Origin of the sequence: Haloarcula salina, assembly GCF_010119195.1 — an archaeon.
Lineage (GTDB): Archaea > Halobacteriota > Halobacteria > Halobacteriales > Haloarculaceae > Haloarcula > Haloarcula salina.
This window is the reverse complement of the sequence record NZ_WRXL01000009.1, coordinates 37,509-55,557: the sequence shown is the minus strand read 5'-3', so window position 1 is coordinate 55,557 and position 18,049 is coordinate 37,509. Positions and strand designations below refer to the sequence as shown.

Here is an 18,049-nt window from a genome sequence, read left to right as displayed (position 1 = left end):
GTCAGGGGAGGAGCGACCGCTCTCCTACCCGAACGGTGACTTCGGGGCGGAACGCCGTCCAGTCCGTCGACTCCACGCTCCGATAGGAGAGCGGGACCGGTTCGAAGTACCCTCGGAGCGTGTACGTTCCGGCGCCGTACAGCCGGTCGCCGTGAATCTCGTACCGCCGGGACACCGATTCTCCGGCGGTGAGCTGTCGGACGAGCGGCTCGTTGTCGTTTCCGACGCTGTTTCTCGACACCTGGACGTGGTCCGACTCGGCGTACCGGTCGGACAGGAGGAGGATTCGCTCCGGGCCGCGTTCGCGAGGCAGAGCCAGTGCGAGCAGTCCGAACGGCCAGACACCGGTGGTTCGAACGCTGAGCGCGCTGTCGCCGTCGTTTCGGAGCGTGAACGATAGCCGTGCGGGGCTGTCGACGGTCACGGACGTGTCGACCGGTTCCACGTCGAGCGTGAGCGTTCCCGGCGTCTCCGGAACGGTGACATCGATGACTGTGTACTCTGGGTCGCCGAGACAGCCCGACAGACCCACCAGGGCCGCGCTCGCGACGCTGAGATATCGGCGGCGTCTCATCGAACTCCCTCCCCGGAGCGGACGGAGTCGGCCGTGAGGTCGACGAAGACGTCTTCGACCGTCGCGTCGTCGCCGAGGTCGAGTTTCGAGCGGAGGTCGGCGAGGCTCCCCACGTCGACGAGTCGACCCCGGTGCAGGATACCGACCCGGTCACAGACCACCTGGACCTGTCCGAGGACGTGACTGGAGAAGAACACGGTCGCCCCGCGCTCTGCCTCGGCCGCGACCACGTCTCGCACCAGCGCCACGCCGTGCGGATCGAGTCCGGTGAACGGTTCGTCGAGGACGAGGAGGTCCGGCTCCCCGACGAGACTCATCGCGAGCGCCAGGCGCTGTTCCATCCCCTGGGAGAACTCGCCCGCCGGCTGATCGACGGCGTCGGCGAGACCGACCCGTTCGAGCAGCGCCTCGGGGTCGTCGGTTGCTCGCTTGGTGTCTCTCACCAGTTGGAGATGACGCCGGGCCGAGAGTCCGTCGTAGGTGTCGTACCGATCGGGCAAGATACCCACTCGCCGGTGGCACTCGACCACCTCGTTCCAGGGGTCGTATCCGAGGACGCTCGCCGTTCCCTCGGTCGGTTTGGCGTAGTTCAACAGCAGATTGATCGTCGTCGATTTGCCGGCTCCGTTCGGGCCGAGGAAGCCGAACACCTCGCCTCGTGAGACGGACAGGTCGAGGCGCTCGAGAGCGACGGTCTCACCGTAGCGCTTCGAGAGTCCCTCTGTTTCGATGGCCGGGGTCGTCACACCAGATCACCCCGCTCGAAGAGGTACCGGGCGACGCCGAGCGGGACGACGAGCCACACCACGAGAACGACGAATCCCGTCACTTCGTGAAGATAGAACGGAACCGGGGTCGTCTCGAACGCCGCTTCGACGACGAAGACGCTGATCGACGTGGGCGTCTGGAGCTTCGTGATCACCGCATCGTAGCTCGCGCCGGAATTCCCGACGCCGAGGATCCAGTTCGTCAGGACCCGATAGGACCGGTCCGGTGAGACTCTGAGGAGAGCGAACAGCAGGCCGTCGGCGGGCGCGTCGTACGGGTTCGCCGCCTGTCCGCTCACGGCGCTGTAGATCCTCGACGCGATGAGCTTCCAGAACACTGTCAGCACGAGGAAGACGACGCCGAAGACCACGCCCGTCGCACGGACAGTGCTCGTCGTCACTGCCGACACCGCCGTGGCGAGCGAGACGAGAACCAGGACGTACAGGTGCGTCGCGAGGAGGACAGCGAGGAAGCGAAGCGGCGAGAAGAGCCCGAACCTGACGAGACCGATCAGTCCGAGTGCCGACGCGGACACCGTGACGGGAACCGCGATGCCGACACTCCGCCCCAGGACCTTGCCGACCAGGACGTCGGTTCGTGTGAGCGGGAGTCCGAGAACGAACTTCAGGCTCCCGGAGCGTCGCTCCCCCACAATCGATCGATAGCTCAACAGTAGCGCGCCGAGCGGGAGAACGATCGTCGCGGTCGTCTGGACGAACCCGACCGTCATGTCCGGACCGAGTCCGTCCCAGGCGATATAACTCGGCCGGTACGCCCAGAGGACGAGGAGCGCTGCGAGTGCCCAGGGCCCCTTCGACGTGAGGAGGATCCGGGCTTCGTTCCGCGCGAGCGGGAACCAGCGGGGGAGGGCCATGTGAATTCACCACACCGCGTGACAATAGTAGTGACTATCGTCGAATATGAATAGTCCGGCATCGCCTTCAATCGTCGAGATATTTGCTATCAAATATTAGTATATTCCACTCGTGTCCACGAAGACACGAGGTTCGGTGCGCTGGCTCTGTTCGGAAACGGTAGCGGGGGACCACCTCGCTGTAACGCGAGTTCACCGGTCGGTGGAAACCATAGTCGCTCCCTCTTGTCGACTCTGTTCGCTCGATCCCGTCCGTCATCTCGCCCGAGACTCGCTGACACGGCGACTCCCGTCACTATCGCCGGCAACACACTCACGGCGTAACTCGGCTCGGCGAGACTGCCCGTCGCGATTGCCCACGTTTGACCGAGAATGGATGCCTTTCTCAATGAGGCGCTCGGTGTGTCCGTATGCGCCGGACTGGCTTCGTCGCGCTCGGGAGCGCCGTCTTACTGTACGTCGGCTCGCAGTCGATCCGGCGGTTCAATTTCGACCAGAGCGCGTTCGGGGTGACGCTCGAACCGCTCGTCCTGACGGGGCTCTCCCTGGCGGCGGTCCTTCTCGCGGCCTACGGGAGCTACGCCGTCATCGGCGGCTACCTGCTGGACCACACCGAGAGCAAACGCCGGCGTCACGACGTGCGGAACGTCCTCCGCCTTTCTTTCGGCGCTCTCGCCGTCGCCGCCGCGTTCGGCGTCCTCACGCGCGCCTGGGTCAGCGTGCTGTTCTCGCTCGGCATCGTCGGTTTCGCCGTCACCTTCGCGCTCCAGCAGCCGCTCTTCTCGCTCATCGGCTGGCTCTACATCACGGTCAAGCGGCCCTACCAGGTCGGCGACCGGATCGCGATCGAGGACACGCGCGGCGACGTCGTCTCGATCGACTTCCTCGTGACCGACGTGTGGGAGATCGACGGCGACCTGGTCTCGTCGAACCAGCCGTCCGGGCGGATCGTGACCGTGCCGAACAGCACCATCCTGTCGTCGCGCGTCGTGAATTTCTACGGAGAGGGCGTCCAGTACGTCTGGAACGAACTCTCGATACAGGTCGCCTACGAGACGGACCTGACGTTCGCCTCCGACCTGATGCGTGAGGAGGCGACCGAGTACCTCGGAGACGAGATGGCGCGGCAGGTCGAGGAGTACCGCCGTCGTCTCGCTGAGACGCCGGTCGAACTCGACGTCAACGAGCGACCGACAGTCAACGTCGTCCAGCAGGAGTCGTGGGTCGAACTCCGCCTCCGATACATCGTCCATCCCCGTCGCGGCACCCGGGTACGGAACGCGCTGTACGAGCGGATTCTGGAGCGGTTCAACGAACACCCCGACCGGGTGAAGTTCCCGGTCGGCCGCAGCCGATAGCCCGGTCTCCCTGCGACTCACCGGGATTCGTCGGTCCGTCTCCCCTCCTTCTGGGGCGGCTTCACTCCTCGCGGCCGCCGTCCAGTACCTGTCTCAGCAGATCGAGAAGCTCCCGGTTCGGTCCGTCTGTCCCGTACACCCGCACGGAGTCGACGCCGGCGTAGCCGTGGTCGCCCGAGTCGTCGCGTTCCCAGTAGAGCCACGCGGTCTCCTCTCCGCCGTCGAGTCCGGTCTCGTCCACCGGGAACTCCAGCACGAGCGCGTCGTGGCTCTCTCCGTGGCCGCTGTCTAGCTGTACGACTTCGCCGTCGTCGATCGGTCGCGCGCCGTTCCCGTCCCGTACTGCGTACCGGGACCCGAAGCGATAGCGGACCGTTTCCTCCGTCGGGTCGAACGTCGTCGTCTCGCCGTCCCCGTTGCGGAAGGTCGAGGGATGAACGGCGACCCTCACGGCGTCGTGTGCCGCGAGATCGATGAAATTCTCCGCGTTGTCCGGCTGGATATCGATGTCGAGTTCCGCGGGGAAGTGGGCCGAGGCCACGCCGCTCAGGGCGGGCACCGCGACCGCAGTCGCCGCGACGCCGAGAGCGCCTTCGAGCGCCCGCCGGCGGGTCAGTGTTCTCTCTGTTGACTGGTCAGTCTCCTGCTCATCGAGGTGGAATCTCATACGACAGGATAGTCGTCGGAGCGTCAGCGTATGGCGGTTCTGGTCCGATACTCGAAACTCTCATCGGACCGGCTGGTATTATTTGATTATGATATGTCTCTGAGACGTAGTGACACGGGGACCTCTCTCGGACGAGGTGTGCTGTTCGAGGACTCGTGGCGGCCGATTCGAGGGGTTCCGTCGTCGGGATTGGGGGTATCGATTTCTGAATGTAGCAGAACACTTTTGAGGGTCGTGATAATTCTCACAACTGGGCAGGCCCTGTCACCCGCTGTGTGGGTTGCCCAATTTCACTGTCAGAGGCACATGGGCCCTCTCCCCATGTTTCGGTGATACCAGTGAGCGGCGAGTTCCCGGTGCGAGGAACGAGTCCATGTAGTCCAGGTAGCGCGTCAGGGCAGTGTTGTGCATGGCCGCCTGCGGTGCGGACGCGCTCGCGGATCGACCCCACAGCGAACACGAGCCGCCGTCGTTCACGTCGGACACCGTCTCGGCGACGGTCTCGACGGGTGGTTCGCCCAGCGCACCGACGCCGATTCCCACGGAGTCCAAGACCCGTTTTTTTCAGTTCCTCGACCACGTCGTCGTCGAACTGCTCGTATTCGACGGCCTGCACGAACTCGGCGATCGTCTCTGTCGTTGCCATAATTTTAGGCCAGCCTAAAGTATTGAAAACGTTTTTGTTTTAGGCCTACCTAAAAAGAATGCGGCCGGACGTGGGTGGGACGATCGTCGGCCGACGGACCGCGAGACGGGGTCCGGTCGCACTCCGCTTCGGCCCGCGGAACACCGCCGCTACTCGGCACCGGGAGCGAAAAATCGGCCTGGGGCCGCCCGCGTCAGAACAGCGGCCCGTCGTCTTCGTATTCTTTCGCCGCTCCACTCTCGTCCGTCTCCGATGGCATGACCGCCCGCGGCTTCGTCCAGGTCGCACACCTCGAAGTGACCGCTGTGGTCCTGTCTCCGAGGCACGTTATTGCTCGGGCACGTCTGCGTCTGTTGCTCCAGTCCTTCGGCGCTCATACATCTCAGCCTCTCACGACATGTGATTGCGGGACCGGGACGGCCTCGCGACCGACTCGTCCTACCTACCCCGGGTTTCGGGATTCCGGTCTCTGCGAAATTTCGGGTTTTGACGGGTGAACTGTCCAGATGGTGGACGGTTTCGATACCCGCCGGCCCTTCGATTTCCGCTCCCGTAGTTACTGGCAGACAGTGCACGTCCGACAGAACTGCGACGGCGCGGATCGATGTGTGCCGCGCGCACCGTCGAACGAGGACCGACCAGTGACGCACGACTCCAGTGGTCGGGTGACACCGCTCCATTCATCACCTCTTTCTCGACGCTAGACCGTCTGCAGTCGGGCGGTTACAGTTGAGTGTACCTCGGTTGACCATCTTTCGTCGGGCGAGTACAGTCAACTGTATCTCTTCGAATGGGTACACACAACTGTATCAAGCGCGGGTCCTGAACCGAAATATTTTCACGAGCATCTGCCTGAACCAATAGCTCACGGGCCGATATTTGCAGTCATTGGTGGAATTTAGCGACCGGCAGCTGTCGGCAGATCCCGTTGAACGGTAGTTGGTTATAAATAGTGCATGAATGGATGGCTCGGCTATGCCAGCTCCACCGGCATACCGACACGAACGGACGTCCCGTCGCGGACAGAGACCCGACGCGGTATCTCGCTCGAGCGGGGGTGACGACTGAGGATGGCGACGGCAGCCCAGATCGGTCTGGCCGTTCTACCCCTCGCGACCATCGCGTTCCTGATGATCGGCCGCTACTGGTCGGCGACACGCGCGATGCCGGTCGCGTGGCTGGTCGCCATCGGCGTCGGATTCTTCGGCTGGGGGATGTCGCCCCGCTGGATCGCCGCCGCGTCGATAAACGGTGCCATAACCGCCTCGAACATCCTGTACATCGTCTTCGGGGCGATACTGGTACTGTACACGCTCAAGCAGACGGGCGCGTTCGACGTCATCAATCAGGGGTTCACGTCTATCAGCGACGACCGACGCGTGCAGGTCGTCTTGCTCGTGTTCCTGATGGGTTCGTTCATCGAGGCCGCGGCCGGATTCGGGACTCCGGCGGCCGTCGTCGGGCCGCTGCTGGTCGGTCTCGGCTTCCCCCCGCTGGCGGCGGTCGTCGTCGCGCTGACGGGGAACCTGATGGCAATCACGTTCGGGGCCGTCGGGACGCCGCTGATCATCGGCCTGCAGGATATCTTCAGTTCGACCGAGTCAATCGAGTCGACCGTCGCGGCACAGGGGATGACCATCCCCGAGTGGGTCGCACAGATCGCCATCTGGGCGGCCACCTACCACGTCATCGTGGGCGCGCTGCTCCCGTTCATCGGCGTGGCGATGATGACCCGGTTCTTCGGCGAGGAGCGGTCGATCAAGCCGGCGCTCGAAGTGCTGCCCCTGACGCTGTTCGCGTGGGCCTCGTTCTCAGTGCCGTACTGGCTGACCGCGTACTTCCTCGGTCCGACCTTCCCGGGCCTGTTCGGCGCGATGGGCGGGATGGTTCTCACCGTCGGCGCGCTCAAGGCCGGCTACTTCCACCCCGACGACGAGTGGGACTTCGCCCCGGAGGAGCAGTGGCCCGAGCACTGGGTCGGCGACATCGCCCCCGGCGAGTCCGCGACCGGTCAGAGCGGCACTGTCGCCGCTGACGGCGGTCAGGTCACCGCGGCCGCCGATTCGATGTCGCTCGCCCGCGCGTGGACGCCGTACGCAGTGCTGGCCGGCCTGCTGGTCGTCACCCGCGTCGTCGACCCCGTGACGAACTTCGTCACGTCGACGCTCGTCCTCGAGTGGGGATCGATTCTCGGAACCTCGATGGGCAACAGCTTCGCCGTGCTGTATCTCCCCGGCGCGGTGTTCGTCGCCGTTCACCTGCTGACGATTCCGCTGCACGGGATGGACGGCGGGGAAGTCAAAGCCGCGTGGGTCGAGACCGTCGAGAAGGTCACCCCCGCAGTGCTGGCGCTGGTCTTCGCCGTCGCCACGGTCCAGATCATGATCCAGTCCGGCGAGACCGCCGGCATCGACAGCATGCTCGTCGTCCTCTCGGAGGCGACGGCGAACACCGCCGGCTTCGCCTACCCGTTCTTCGCCGCGCTGGTGGGCGCGTTCGGGGCGTTCCTGGCCGGCTCGAACACTGTCAGCGACATCCTCTTCGGCACGTTCCAGTACAACGTCGCCGCCGACCTCGGGGTCTCCAGGACCATCCTCGTCGGCGCGCAGGCTGTCGGCGGGGCCATCGGGAACCTCATCGCGGTCCACAACGTCGTGGCCGCGCTGGCCGTCGTCGGTCTCGTCGGCGAAGAGGGGCGGGTCATCAGGCTCGAGCTCATCCCGCTGACCTACTACGCGGTGCTCTCGGGCATCCTCTCGCTCCTGTTCGTCTACGTCCTCGCACCGGGGACGTTCTGACCAGCCATGTCGGGACAGGACACGCCGGCGCAGACCGACGCGACGCCGGCCGCGGACCCGCGGGCCGACTACGACCACGTCGACAGCGGCGACGCCGACTCTGCCCTCGCATCGGCGCTGGCCGACCGGGTCGACGGCGATGTCCGCTTCGACGCGTACTCGCGGGAACTGTACGCCACGGACGCGAGCATCTACGAGGTACCGCCAATCGGCGTCGTCTTTCCGGCGTCGACGGCTGACGTGGCCGCCGTCGTCTCCCACTGCGCCGAGCACGATGTCCCGGTCCTGCCCCGCGGCGGCGGGACCAGCCTCGCCGGCCAGACCGTCAACGAGGCCGTCGTCCTCGACTTCACGCGCCACATGGACGCGCTCGGCTCCGTCGACGCCGACGCGCGACGGGCCACCGCGCAGGTCGGGACGACGCTGGGCGAGTTGAACGCCGCACTCGCGCCACACGACCTGAAGTTCGCGCCCGATCCGGCGTGGGGCGAGAAGTCCGCGCTCGGGGGGGCCATCGGGAACAACACCACCGGCGCGCACTCGCTGCAGTACGGCAAGACCGATCACTATATCGAGGCCTGCGAGGTCGTGCTGGCGGACGGGACCGTCACCACCTTCGGCGAGGTGGCGGTCGATGACCTCCGAGACCGGGCGACCGACGCCGACGGACTCGAAGGCGGCATCTACGCGGCGGTCGCGGACGTCCTCGACGACCACCGCGACGAGATCGCCGCGGCCTACCCCGACCTCAAGCGCAACGTCTCGGGGTACAACCTCGACCGGCTCGTCGCCGAGGCCCAGGGCGAGTACGGCGAGTCCGGCACGGTGAACCTCGCCAGCCTGCTGGCCGGCAGCGAGGGGACGCTCGCCGTCGCCACCGAGGCGACCGTCGCGCTCGAACCCGTTCCCGAGACGAAAGCGATGGCGCTGCTGTGCTACGACGACCTCGTCGACGCGATGGCCGACGTCGCGCCCATCCTGGAGCACGACCCCGCGGCCGTCGAGGTGCTCGACGACACGATGCTGGACCTCGCCAGGGACACCGCGGAGTTCGCCGACGTGGCGGCCATGTTACCCGACGGGACGCGTGCGACGCTCATCGTCGAGTTCTACGCCGAGCACGACGACGCGGGTCACGAGTCGGTCGACCGCCTGCTGGCCGACCGACTCGCCGGCTCCGGAGCGGTGACCGACGCGCCCCGCACCGCCGTCGACGCGCTCGAAGCCCACGGGGAGGCCGACCGCGAGCGGTTCTGGAAGCTCCGCAAGTCCGGGCTCCCGATCCTGCTCTCGCGGACGACGGACGCGAAACACGTCGCCTTCATCGAGGACACCGCCGTGCCGCCGGAGAACCTCCCGGAGTACGTCGCGGACTTCCAGCGCGTGCTTGACGACCACGACACCTTCGCGTCGTTCTACGCCCACGCCGGGCCAGGTGTGCTCCACATCCGCCCGCTCGTCGACACGAAGTCCGTCGACGGCGTCGAGCAGATGGTGTCTATCGCCGACGCCGTCACCGACCTCGTCGTCGAGTACGGCGGCTCTGTCTCCGGCGAACACGGCGACGGCCGCGCCCGCACTTGCTGGAACGAGAAGCTCTACGGGACGGATGTCTGGGACGTGTTCCGGCGCCTGAAGACCGCGTTCGACCCCGACTGGCTCCTCAACCCGGGGCAGGTCGTCGGCGTCGACGAGTCCGCCGTCGAGGCCGGCGAGGCCCCGCCGCGGGCCGAGACCGTCGACATGGCTGCTCGGCTCCGCTTTTCCCCCGACTACGAGTTCGACCAGTCGCTGACCCCGACGCTTGACTGGGACACCGAGAACGGGATGCAGGGGATGGTCGAACTCTGTCACGGCTGTGGCGGCTGTCGCGGCCCGCAGGAGACCACCGGCGGCGTGATGTGTCCGACCTACCGCGCGGCCGACGAGGAGATCACCGCGACGCGGGGCCGAGCGAACATGCTCCGACAGGCGATGAGCGGCGACCTGCCGGAAGACCCCACCGACGAGGCGTTCGTCGCCGAGGTGCTGGACCTCTGTATCGGCTGTAAGGGCTGTGCCCACGACTGCCCGAGCGGGGTCGACATGGCCAAGCTCAAGGCCGAGGTCACTCACGCGTACCACCAAGAGCACGGTGTGAGTCTCCGCGACCGGGTGTTCGCCAACGTCGACACGCTGTTCGCGCTCGGGAGTCGCATAGCTCCCGTCGCGAACGCGCTCTCGTCGCTCCCCGGTGCCGACCGGCTCCTGGGGGCCACCGTTGGCATCGCCCGCGAGCGGGACACTCCGACGCTCCACCGGGAGACGTTCGTCGACTGGTTCGAGCGTCGCGGGACGACCGTCCCGGCTGTCGACGCCGAGCGCTCGGCCGTCCTGTTCCCTGACGCGTACACGAACTACGCCCATCTCGATGTCGGCAAAGCGGCGGTCGCAGTGCTGGAAGCGGCCGACGTTCACGTGACGGTCCTCGGGGACCACACCGACAGCGGTCGCCCGGCGTACTCCAAGGGGATGCTGGACCACGCGCGGGCGACGGCCGAGACGAACGTCGACGCGCTCGCCGATCACGTCCGAGACGGAAGGGACGTGGTGTTCGTCGAACCGTCCGACGCCGTCATGGTCCAGTACGACTACCCGGACCTGCTGGGCCACGACGACGAGCAGACGGCGACGGTGGCGGCGAACACTTACGGGTTCTGTGAGTATCTGGACCGCCACGACTTAGACCGCCGAATCGACTGGACGGACGCGGACCGGTCGCTGACCTATCACGGCCACTGTCATCAGAAGGCGACGAAGAAAGACCACCACGCGGTCGGCGTCCTGCGCCGCGCTGGATACGCCGTCGACCCGCTGGACTCGGGGTGTTGCGGGATGGCCGGCAGTTTCGGCTACGAAGCCGAGCACTACTCGATGAGTCGGGCCATCGGCGACATCCTCTTCCAGCAGGTCGACGACTCCGCCGGGGACCAGGTGGTCGCGCCGGGGACCTCCTGCCGAACGCAACTGGGCGACCGCGGGGAGCGGCCGGAACCACCTCATCCAGCGGAGACGCTCGCGGAAGCACTACCAGCCAACCGACCGTAATTCAGAGTATACACCCGTGACTACCGATCACACGACGCTCGACCGCTTCACCGAGCGACTCGACGACTTCGACGTATCGCACACGCTGACGACGCCGGACGGCGTCCCCGACGCCATCGAGGCGGTGACGGACCTCCCGGCGGTCGGCGTCGAACTGCCCGACTCGCTGGGGCGACTCCCCGAGTCGGTCGAGACCGACCCCTCGCCGAGCGATCTGGAAGCGGCCGTGACGGGCGTCACAGCCGCGACGCTCGGCATCGCCGACTACGGGAGTCTCGTCCTGCCGTCGACTCCCGACGGGGCCGAACCCGCGAGCCTCTACCCGGACCGACACGTCGCCGTCGTCGCGGCGGCGGACGTCGTGCCCGGGATGAGCGAGGCGCTGGCCCGCCTCGGGGACCGGTTCCGGGCCGACGGCGGCGACGCGATCGTCGCTACCGGTCCCAGCGCGACGGCCGACATGGGCGCACTGGTGAAGGGCGCACACGGCCCGAAAGCCGTCCACGCCGTCGTCGTCCGACCATGACCGCGAGCGACCGCCGGTCGAAGGCCGACCGCATCCGGCACGTCCTCGAGGCCGAGGGCGACGCCGTCGCCGCGAACACGCAGGGGTTCAACGCGGGCCGGTACGAGTCGGTCGCCGACCTCGAAGCCTACGAGGACCTCAAGAGTGAGGCCCGAGCGATCAAGAAGGACGCCATCGAGCGGCTCCCGGAACTCATCGACGAACTGGAGGCCGCCGTCGAGGCGAACGGCGGAACGGTGTACATTGCGGACGACGCGGCCGACGCGAACGCGTACGTCCGCGAGGTCGTCGCGGACCGCGACGCCGACCGCGTGGTCAAGAGCAAGTCGATGACCAGCGAGGAGATCGAACTGAACGAGGCGCTGGCAGCCGACTGCGACGTGGTCGAGACGGATCTCGGCGAATGGGTCTTGCAACTGGCCGAGGAAGCGCCCTCCCACATCGTCGCGCCGGCCATCCACAAGTCCCGCGAGGCCATCGCGGACCTGTTCAACGAGCGCTTCGACCCCGACGAGGAACTGGAGACCGCCGAGGAGCTGACGATGTTCGCCCGCGAGAAACTGGGCGAACAGATCGCTGACGCCGACGTCGGCGTCACGGGCGCGAACTTCCTGACCGCGGACTCCGGAACGATGGCGCTCGTCACGAGCGAGGGCAACGCCAGGAAGACGGTGGCGGCGACGGACACGCACGTCGCCGTCGCCGGCGTCGAGAAGGTGATTCCGAGCGTCGAGGAGCTCGCGCCGTTCGTCGAACTCATCGGGCGCTCGGGGACCGGCCAGGACATCACCTCCTACGTCTCGCTGCTGACGCCCCCGGTCGACTCGCCGACGCTCGACTTCCAGTCCGACGAGACCGGCCCGGCCGCCGACCGCGACTTCCATCTCGTCCTCATCGACAACGGTCGGCTGGCGATGCGCGAGGACGACCAGCTCCGAGAGACGCTGTACTGCATCCGCTGTTCCGCCTGCTCGAACTCGTGTGCGAACTTCCAGCAGGTCGGCGGTCACGCCTTCGGCGGCGAGACGTACTCCGGCGGCATCGCGACCGGCTGGGAGGCCGGCATCGAGGGCCTCGACACGGCCGCGGAGTTCAACGACCTCTGTACCGGCTGTACCCGCTGTGTGAACGCCTGCCCGGTCGAAATCGACATCCCGTGGATCAACACCGTCGTCCGCGACCGCGTCAACCTCGGCGAGGACGCGGAATTAGACTGGCTCGTCGACGGGCTGACGCCCGACGAGGAACCCGCGGGACTCGACCCGCAGAAACGGCTGTTCGGCAACTTCGCGACGCTCGCCAAACTCGGGAGCGCGACCGCACCGCTGTCGAACTGGCTGGCCGACACCGGCGTCTCCCGCCGCCTCATGGAGCGGTTCGTCGGGATCGACCGGCGCAGGGATCTGCCGGCGTTCGCGTCCGAGACCTTCCGCCAGTGGGCCGACGGCCGGCCGACGGTGGCCGACCCGGAGCGCGAGGTCGTCCTGTTCCCGGACCTCTACACGAACCACGTCCAGGTCGAGCGCGGGAAGGCGGCGGTTCGGGCGCTCGAGGCGCTGGACGTGGCGGTCCGCGTCCCGGACGTGCCCGCGAGCGGCCGCGCCCCGCTCTCGCAGGGGATGATCGAAACCGCACGACGTCACGCCGAAGCGGTCGCCGACGGACTCCTCGACCACGTCGAGGCCGGACGGGACGTCGTCGTCATCGAGCCGAGCGACCACGCGCTGTTCCAGCGGGAGTACGAGCGCTTGCTCGACGCAGACCGGTACCGCGCGCTGGCCGACGACAGCTACGAGCTGTTCGAGTACGTCTACGGCCTGCTCGCCAACGGCGCGAGCGGGGACGCGCTCGCCAGCGGCGACGGTCGGCGACTCGCCTATCACAGCCACTGCCAGCAGCGGACCCTCGGCGTCGAGCGCTACACCGAAGCGGTGCTCGACGACCTCGGGTTCGACGTCGTCACGTCCGACGTGGAGTGCTGCGGGATGGCCGGGAGCTTCGGGTACAAACAGGAGTACTACGACGTCAGCGTCGCCGTCGGCGAGGAACTCACGGCGCAGTTCACGGCCGACGGCGTCGAGGACCGGGCCGTCGTCGCCAGCGGGACCTCCTGTCTCGACCAGCTCGACGACCTGCTGGAACGCCCCTCGAAACACCCCATCGAACTGGTCGCGCCGACCGCGCGGGCCGAGCGGGTCAGCGGCGACTGAGCCCCGGGAGCGCGTCTCGAAGCCCGAGTCCAGGTTCTCGCTCGACCGTCGCGTCGTACGGCGCGAGCACGGTCCGTACCGCGCCCGCGAAGGATTCCACGTCGACGTCACCGTGGACTCTCACCGTCAGTGACTGACCGGTCGCGCGATCGAGGACGACCTTCTCTCGTCCGATACTGCCGCCGTCGTAGATTCTGACCGTGTCGAGCGTCTCGAAGGGGACCTCTCGGACACGCTCGGCGGTGTCGATGGCAGCCGTCACCCCCTCGCGTCTGACCGTCGTCGCGAACGCGTCCGCGCGCCGCCTGTGGCCGCCGGTCGCGATGTCGAACGCCGTCAGACACTCGTACTCGACGGTCACGACCCGGTCGGCGTAGAACAGCAGGTCGAGCAACCGGAGCGGATAACGCCCGGTCATCGCGTGGTGGAGGTGAACGCGGACCCGCTCGGTGTCGCTCACGGGAACAGCCCCCGACTGGCGTCGGCCCCGTCGACGGTCCCCGCCCGCTCGACCTTCGCTCGCGCGGTCCGGTAGACGACGTAGCCCTGCACGGCGCCGTAGCCCGCCCACAGCGCCAGCCCGCCCGGGCCGCTTCCGAGCACGGTCGTCTGCACCGCGAAGGCGGCGACGCCGAGTTGCGTGCTGAGGACGGTCCCGACGAGCAGGACGCTGAAGTAGCCGAAGAAGGCGGCGGCGATCCACATCGCGACCGTCCGGCCCCAGCCGGGCATCGTGTGCTCCGGCAGTTTGACGGTGTTGACGAGCTGTATCACGACGATGTAGGGCCACATGATGAGCCCGGACATCGCCGCGCCGACGACCAGCAGATTGAACGGGTTCTCCACCTCGAACGGGAGGAGCAGAATGAGGATGCCCCAGCCACAGAAGACGGTCAGCAGGCCCCAGAACAGCCGCGGGAGTTGCCAGCCCGCTTCGCGCCCGTACAGTTCGTAGATGACGTCCGAGCTGTTGCGGACGAACGACTCGATGATGGCGTACTCGGTGGTAAAGAGCGCCAGAAAGAGCGTGGCGTAGATGGTCGCGCCCGCCAGCGGGCTGACCGACGGCGCGATACCGACGAGCCACATGTCCACGGCCGTCCGCGTCGTCCCCGGGGCGTACGTCCCTGCGATGAGGACCAGGACGGTGGTGACGACGACGAGGCCCACGGCGAAGGTCAGCAGGTGTTCGAGCTGTGCCACCCGCCACCAGCCCCGCCACCGCTCCGTGTTCGGCGACGCCGGTCGGAACGAGAACCCGTCTTCGTGGACCGTCTCGGGGTCGTCACCGGCGAACGGGTTCTTGATGCGCCCCTGATATCGCCCCATTCCGTACCCTTTCTCGCGGACCCAGAGGCTCTGTGAGAGATTGAGGTAGCCGCCCGCGCCGGCGTACGCGATGCCGCCAAGCAGTATCGCCACGGTCACCGTCGGCGGCCGGTCACCGACGAGCGCCGGTCCGTTCGGGAGCGCCGGGACCGCCGTCGGTGCGCCGACCAACACGAACAGCACCAGCGCGAAGACCAGCGACAGGAGCACGAGGACCAGCTGGAGGCGCTCGACGACGTTGTACATCAGCGGCGTCAGCTGATAGGTGAGCCAGATGAACACCATCAGCGCGATGCCGAACAGTCGCCAGCCCGCGAGTTCGACGCCCGCGAACTGGTAGGTCCCGAGCGACAGCCCCGCGGCCCCGACCTTCGCGGCGCTCGCCGCCCACCCCGGCCATCCGAGGCTGACGAACCCGCCCAGCATGAACGCGAACGGGACCAGCGGGTGGACTCGTTCCATCGCTCGAAAGATGCTCTCCCCGGTGGCGAGCGTCCATCGCTGTATCTCCGTGTTGACGACGAACTGGAGCACCACGCCGGCGACGAAGATCCAGTACAGCGCCCATCCGTACTGGGCGACGAGCTGCGGCCAGAACAGGGTCTCCCCGCTTCCCAGCGACGCGCCAAGCATGATGGCGCTCGGCCCGACGACGTGTTTGAGCCGCGGGACCTTCGGGAGGTCGAGCAGACGGAACGATCCCCCTCTGCCCTCCTCGGGGTGGTCGTCGTCCGCCGGCGCGGTGTCGAGGTTGTCGTAGGCGACCGGGGTGTACGTCGACGTCGGGTAGCCCAGTTCCTCGGGCGTAGCGTACACCACTGAGTCGCCGTCGTCGTCACTGCTCTCAGCGTGGGCGTCTGTCTCGTCGGTCTCTGTTGGCATCGTGTTCCAGTGTGTGCTCGTCGTGCTGTCTGCACCGGCCGCGAGGGCCGCGTGCCAAACTGTTCGCTCAACCGCCGATGTAGTGCCAGACGTGTTCCGGATCGGTGTCCATCTCGACGTCCGGGAGTTCCTTCAGCGCCGGCTTGATGACGTCCCACCACTTGTCGGCGGTGTCGTAGCCGGCGGGGTAGTCCGGGAACACCTCGGTGATGACCTCCGTCTCGGAGGCGTCGGGATTCTCGTTGAGGTAGTCGTAGGCCGCCCGAAGCGCCTCTCGCCGCGCGGCAAGTCGGTCCCCCTCGCCGGGCAGATCGACGCTGGTGATCTCTCGCTGGACTGGCTGGGCGTGATCCCCGGGTTCGGGGCGGTCTCCCGCCCGTGGCGCGTCCATCGGGACCCACCACACGCGACCGCGCGCGCCGACCTTCCGCGTCGCGAGTCGTCCCTGTTCGACGAGCTCGTTGAGCTTGTTGTGCGCCGTGCGCCGCGAACAGCCGATCTCATCCATCACGTCGTTCGCCGTCAGCGGCCGCGCCGGGTCCGATCGGTCGTCGAACACCGCGAGCACAGCGTCGAGCGTGAACTGTCCCGTCGACGAACCGTCCTCGGTACCGGTCGCCGCCTCGCGCATACCGGAGAGTTACACTCGTGTGTAATGTATTTTTGTGTACGAGTCTCGACCGCCGTCCCGGAACGAGGACAGATATCGCGACCGGTTGACAGCGTGCCGTGGTGCAGTCGGGACCGAGACAGTCGGTCGCGCGAGCCCGAGACTGCTATCAGGCGTTAGAACACAAATAACAATGTTTAATATTTGAACGCCACTGAGTTGTTATACATGAGCGTTGTCAGCGTTTCGATGCCCGAGGAACTGCTCGAACGAATCGACCAATTCGCGGACGACCACGGCTATACGGGCCGAAGCGAGGTCCTTCGAGAGGCGAGCCGTAATCTGCTGGGGGAGTTCGAGGACAAGAAACTCGAAGGTCGCGACCTGATGGGCGTCGTCACCGTGGTCTTCGATTACGAGACCACGAGCGTCGAGGAGAAGATGATGCACCTCCGCCACGAGCACGAAGACATCGTCGCGTCGAACTTCCACAGTCACGTCGGCGGGCATCACTGCATGGAACTGTTCGTTCTGGAGGGCTCGCTCGAAGAAATTTCGACGTTCGTCGGCAAAATTCGGGCGACGAAAGACACGCTCACCATCGACTACTCCGTGTTGCCGGTGGACGATTTCGGCCCGCTGGCCGATATGACCTGAGCGTTCCGCTCCCGTCGTACGTCGAATGTAGTACTAGATATTCCCGATATAGATCTGTGTTCTAAAATCAACACTCAAAACATCTCTACTTTCTATCGAAGTACTCATATAGTGAATAAGTAAGACACCTCACAAATAACAGTATCAAAAAATTCGAATACAGACGCAAATTTATCCATTAGTTTCACAGTAGTGGGTAGAATCTCTCATATGAGTGTATTTGCAGATATATATCGTTATCATGCCTGATACGGAACCGATCTATGTCTATTTTCTCTCCTTTGGGACTATACGTATCGGTCCTGTCAGCGAGTCCCGTCGACGATATCGTTCCGTAGCGTGCCCACGCCCTCGTAGGTTATCTCGACGGTGTCGCCGGGAGCGACGGTCCCGGGGTTCGCGGGGCTTCCGAAGGCGATGGCGTCGCCCGGGCGGAGTGTGAACCGACGGGACAGGAAGGAGACGATCTCGTACGGGTCGAACAGCATCAGTTCGGTGTTGGCCTCCTGGCGCGTCTCGCCGTTGATCTCCGTCTCCATGTCGATCCCCCGCGGGTCGAGATCCGTCTCGATCCAGGGCCCGAGCGGAGCGGACGTGTCGAAGGCTTTGCGGGCCGTCCGACCCGGCTGGTCGAGGGCGTCGACGTCGTTCAACACGGTGTAACCACGGACGACCTCGGGGACGTCGTCCGCGTCGACGTCTCGACAGCGCTCGTCGATCACCGCGACGAGTTCGCCGGCGTAGGTCAGTTCGTCCGTCCAGTCCGGGTAGCGAACGGGCTGCTCCGGACCGATCACCGACGCCGGTGGCTTGATGAAGAAGTCGGGCTCGTCCGGTCTGTCGTAGTCCATCTGGTCGAGCGTCTCCGCGAAGTTCCGGCCGACGCAGTACAGGGCAGACGGCGAACAGGGCGCGGTCAGGTCGCCGTCGCGCCCCGCGACGTACTCGCCGTGGTCCGTGGTCAGCACGCCGTCTTCGTAGCGGCCGTCGACTATGCCGTCGGGCGTCTGCATTCGTGCGAGTTTCATAGTCGGGCTTGACCGTCGCGAGTAAAAGGTCTACT

Annotated in this window: 16 protein-coding genes; 7 read left to right on the top strand and 9 right to left on the bottom strand. The window is 66.2% G+C overall.

Going from position 1 to position 18,049, the window contains the following annotated elements:
* Window position 1: 1 nt before the first annotated feature.
* From GM656_RS18365 to GM656_RS18355, 3 genes are read right to left on the bottom strand one after another with little or no spacing between them, the layout of a single operon-like run.
* Window positions 2-574, bottom strand: coding sequence for a hypothetical protein (locus tag GM656_RS18365; protein ID WP_162415164.1), 573 nt, complete (start codon window positions 572-574; stop codon window positions 2-4).
* Entirely contained in the window at window positions 571-1,320 is a 750-nt protein-coding gene (locus GM656_RS18360; protein ID WP_162415163.1) for an ABC transporter ATP-binding protein, read from the bottom strand. The genes GM656_RS18365 and GM656_RS18360 overlap by 4 nt, the downstream gene beginning before the upstream one ends.
* The gene (locus tag GM656_RS18355) at window positions 1,317-2,216 is read right to left on the bottom strand and encodes an ABC transporter permease (RefSeq protein ID WP_162415162.1); all 900 of its coding nucleotides are present in this window, start codon (window positions 2,214-2,216) and stop codon (window positions 1,317-1,319) included. The genes GM656_RS18360 and GM656_RS18355 overlap by 4 nt, the downstream gene beginning before the upstream one ends.
* Window positions 2,217-2,626: 410 nt before the next feature.
* Between GM656_RS18355 and GM656_RS18350 the strand changes: the two genes are divergently transcribed.
* Window positions 2,627-3,574: a mechanosensitive ion channel family protein gene (locus GM656_RS18350; protein ID WP_162415161.1), complete on the top strand. Its 948-nt coding sequence runs from the start codon at window positions 2,627-2,629 to the stop codon at window positions 3,572-3,574.
* A gap of 61 nt (window positions 3,575-3,635) precedes the next feature.
* Here the strand turns inward: GM656_RS18350 and GM656_RS18345 are convergent, their stop codons facing one another.
* The gene (locus GM656_RS18345; RefSeq protein WP_241692818.1) at window positions 3,636-4,241 is read right to left on the bottom strand and encodes a hypothetical protein; all 606 of its coding nucleotides are present in this window, start codon (window positions 4,239-4,241) and stop codon (window positions 3,636-3,638) included.
* Window positions 4,242-4,505: 264 nt separating this feature from the next.
* Entirely contained in the window at window positions 4,506-4,763 is a 258-nt protein-coding gene (locus tag GM656_RS18340; RefSeq protein WP_241692820.1) for an MmgE/PrpD family protein, read from the bottom strand.
* On the opposite strand from GM656_RS18340, the gene GM656_RS19410 reads away from it, so the two are divergent.
* The 5 genes from GM656_RS19410 (at window position 4,651) to GM656_RS18320 (ending at window position 13,508) form a co-directional block, all read left to right on the top strand.
* Window positions 4,651-4,905, top strand: a complete 255-nt coding sequence (locus GM656_RS19410) for a hypothetical protein (protein WP_241692821.1) — start codon at window positions 4,651-4,653, stop codon at window positions 4,903-4,905. The two genes, GM656_RS18340 and GM656_RS19410, sit on opposite strands and share 113 nt — an antisense overlap.
* Window positions 4,906-5,957: 1,052 nt before the next feature.
* Entirely contained in the window at window positions 5,958-7,685 is a 1,728-nt protein-coding gene (locus tag GM656_RS18335) for an L-lactate permease (RefSeq protein WP_162415160.1), read from the top strand.
* A 6-nt stretch (window positions 7,686-7,691) separates the two neighbouring features.
* Window positions 7,692-10,772: an FAD-binding and (Fe-S)-binding domain-containing protein gene (locus tag GM656_RS18330; protein ID WP_162415159.1), complete on the top strand. Its 3,081-nt coding sequence runs from the start codon at window positions 7,692-7,694 to the stop codon at window positions 10,770-10,772.
* Window positions 10,773-10,788: 16 nt separating this feature from the next.
* Window positions 10,789-11,298, top strand: a complete 510-nt coding sequence (locus GM656_RS18325) for an LUD domain-containing protein (protein WP_162415158.1) — start codon at window positions 10,789-10,791, stop codon at window positions 11,296-11,298.
* Window positions 11,295-13,508 (top strand): LUD domain-containing protein, encoded by a 2,214-nt coding sequence (locus GM656_RS18320; protein ID WP_162415157.1) that lies wholly within the window; start codon window positions 11,295-11,297, stop codon window positions 13,506-13,508. Before GM656_RS18325 ends, GM656_RS18320 begins: the two co-directional genes overlap by 4 nt.
* On the opposite strand, the gene GM656_RS18315 is transcribed toward GM656_RS18320, so the two are convergent.
* The 3 genes from GM656_RS18315 to GM656_RS18305 form a co-directional block, all read right to left on the bottom strand.
* Window positions 13,495-13,968: a hypothetical protein gene (locus GM656_RS18315; protein WP_162415156.1), complete on the bottom strand. Its 474-nt coding sequence runs from the start codon at window positions 13,966-13,968 to the stop codon at window positions 13,495-13,497. The two genes, GM656_RS18320 and GM656_RS18315, sit on opposite strands and share 14 nt — an antisense overlap.
* Window positions 13,965-15,719 (bottom strand): Nramp family divalent metal transporter, encoded by a 1,755-nt coding sequence (locus tag GM656_RS18310; RefSeq protein WP_162415155.1) that lies wholly within the window; start codon window positions 15,717-15,719, stop codon window positions 13,965-13,967. The genes GM656_RS18315 and GM656_RS18310 overlap by 4 nt, the downstream gene beginning before the upstream one ends.
* 67 nt (window positions 15,720-15,786) lie before the next feature.
* Window positions 15,787-16,350, bottom strand: coding sequence for a helix-turn-helix transcriptional regulator (locus GM656_RS18305; RefSeq protein WP_162415154.1), 564 nt, complete (start codon window positions 16,348-16,350; stop codon window positions 15,787-15,789).
* Window positions 16,351-16,557: 207 nt separating this feature from the next.
* Between GM656_RS18305 and GM656_RS18300 the strand changes: the two genes are divergently transcribed.
* Entirely contained in the window at window positions 16,558-16,986 is a 429-nt protein-coding gene (locus GM656_RS18300; protein ID WP_162415153.1) for a CopG family ribbon-helix-helix protein, read from the top strand.
* 305 nt (window positions 16,987-17,291) lie between these two features.
* Here the strand turns inward: GM656_RS18300 and GM656_RS18295 are convergent, their stop codons facing one another.
* A complete protein-coding gene (locus tag GM656_RS18295; protein ID WP_162415152.1) occupies window positions 17,292-18,014 on the bottom strand; it encodes a fumarylacetoacetate hydrolase family protein in 723 nt (240 codons plus the stop codon).
* Between the last annotated feature and the right edge of the window lie 35 nt (window positions 18,015-18,049).

Excerpts from the sequence above, each read along its gene's own strand:
- GM656_RS18365 (WP_162415164.1), bottom strand. The coding sequence starts at position 574 with ATGAGACGCCGCCGATATCTCAGCGTCGCGAGCGCGGCCCTGGTGGGT.
- GM656_RS18355 (WP_162415162.1), bottom strand. The coding sequence starts at position 2,216 with ATGGCCCTCCCCCGCTGGTTCCCGCTCGCGCGGAACGAAGCCCGGATC.
- GM656_RS18350 (WP_162415161.1), top strand. The coding sequence starts at position 2,627 with ATGCGCCGGACTGGCTTCGTCGCGCTCGGGAGCGCCGTCTTACTGTAC.
- GM656_RS18345 (WP_241692818.1), bottom strand. The coding sequence starts at position 4,241 with ATGAGATTCCACCTCGATGAGCAGGAGACTGACCAGTCAACAGAGAGA.
- GM656_RS19410 (WP_241692821.1), top strand. The coding sequence starts at position 4,651 with ATGGCCGCCTGCGGTGCGGACGCGCTCGCGGATCGACCCCACAGCGAA.
- GM656_RS18335 (WP_162415160.1), top strand. The coding sequence starts at position 5,958 with ATGGCGACGGCAGCCCAGATCGGTCTGGCCGTTCTACCCCTCGCGACC.
- GM656_RS18330 (WP_162415159.1), top strand. The coding sequence starts at position 7,692 with ATGTCGGGACAGGACACGCCGGCGCAGACCGACGCGACGCCGGCCGCG.
- GM656_RS18320 (WP_162415157.1), top strand. The coding sequence starts at position 11,295 with ATGACCGCGAGCGACCGCCGGTCGAAGGCCGACCGCATCCGGCACGTC.
- GM656_RS18310 (WP_162415155.1), bottom strand. The coding sequence starts at position 15,719 with ATGCCAACAGAGACCGACGAGACAGACGCCCACGCTGAGAGCAGTGAC.
- GM656_RS18305 (WP_162415154.1), bottom strand. The coding sequence starts at position 16,350 with ATGCGCGAGGCGGCGACCGGTACCGAGGACGGTTCGTCGACGGGACAG.
- GM656_RS18300 (WP_162415153.1), top strand. The coding sequence starts at position 16,558 with ATGAGCGTTGTCAGCGTTTCGATGCCCGAGGAACTGCTCGAACGAATC.
- GM656_RS18295 (WP_162415152.1), bottom strand. The coding sequence starts at position 18,014 with ATGAAACTCGCACGAATGCAGACGCCCGACGGCATAGTCGACGGCCGC.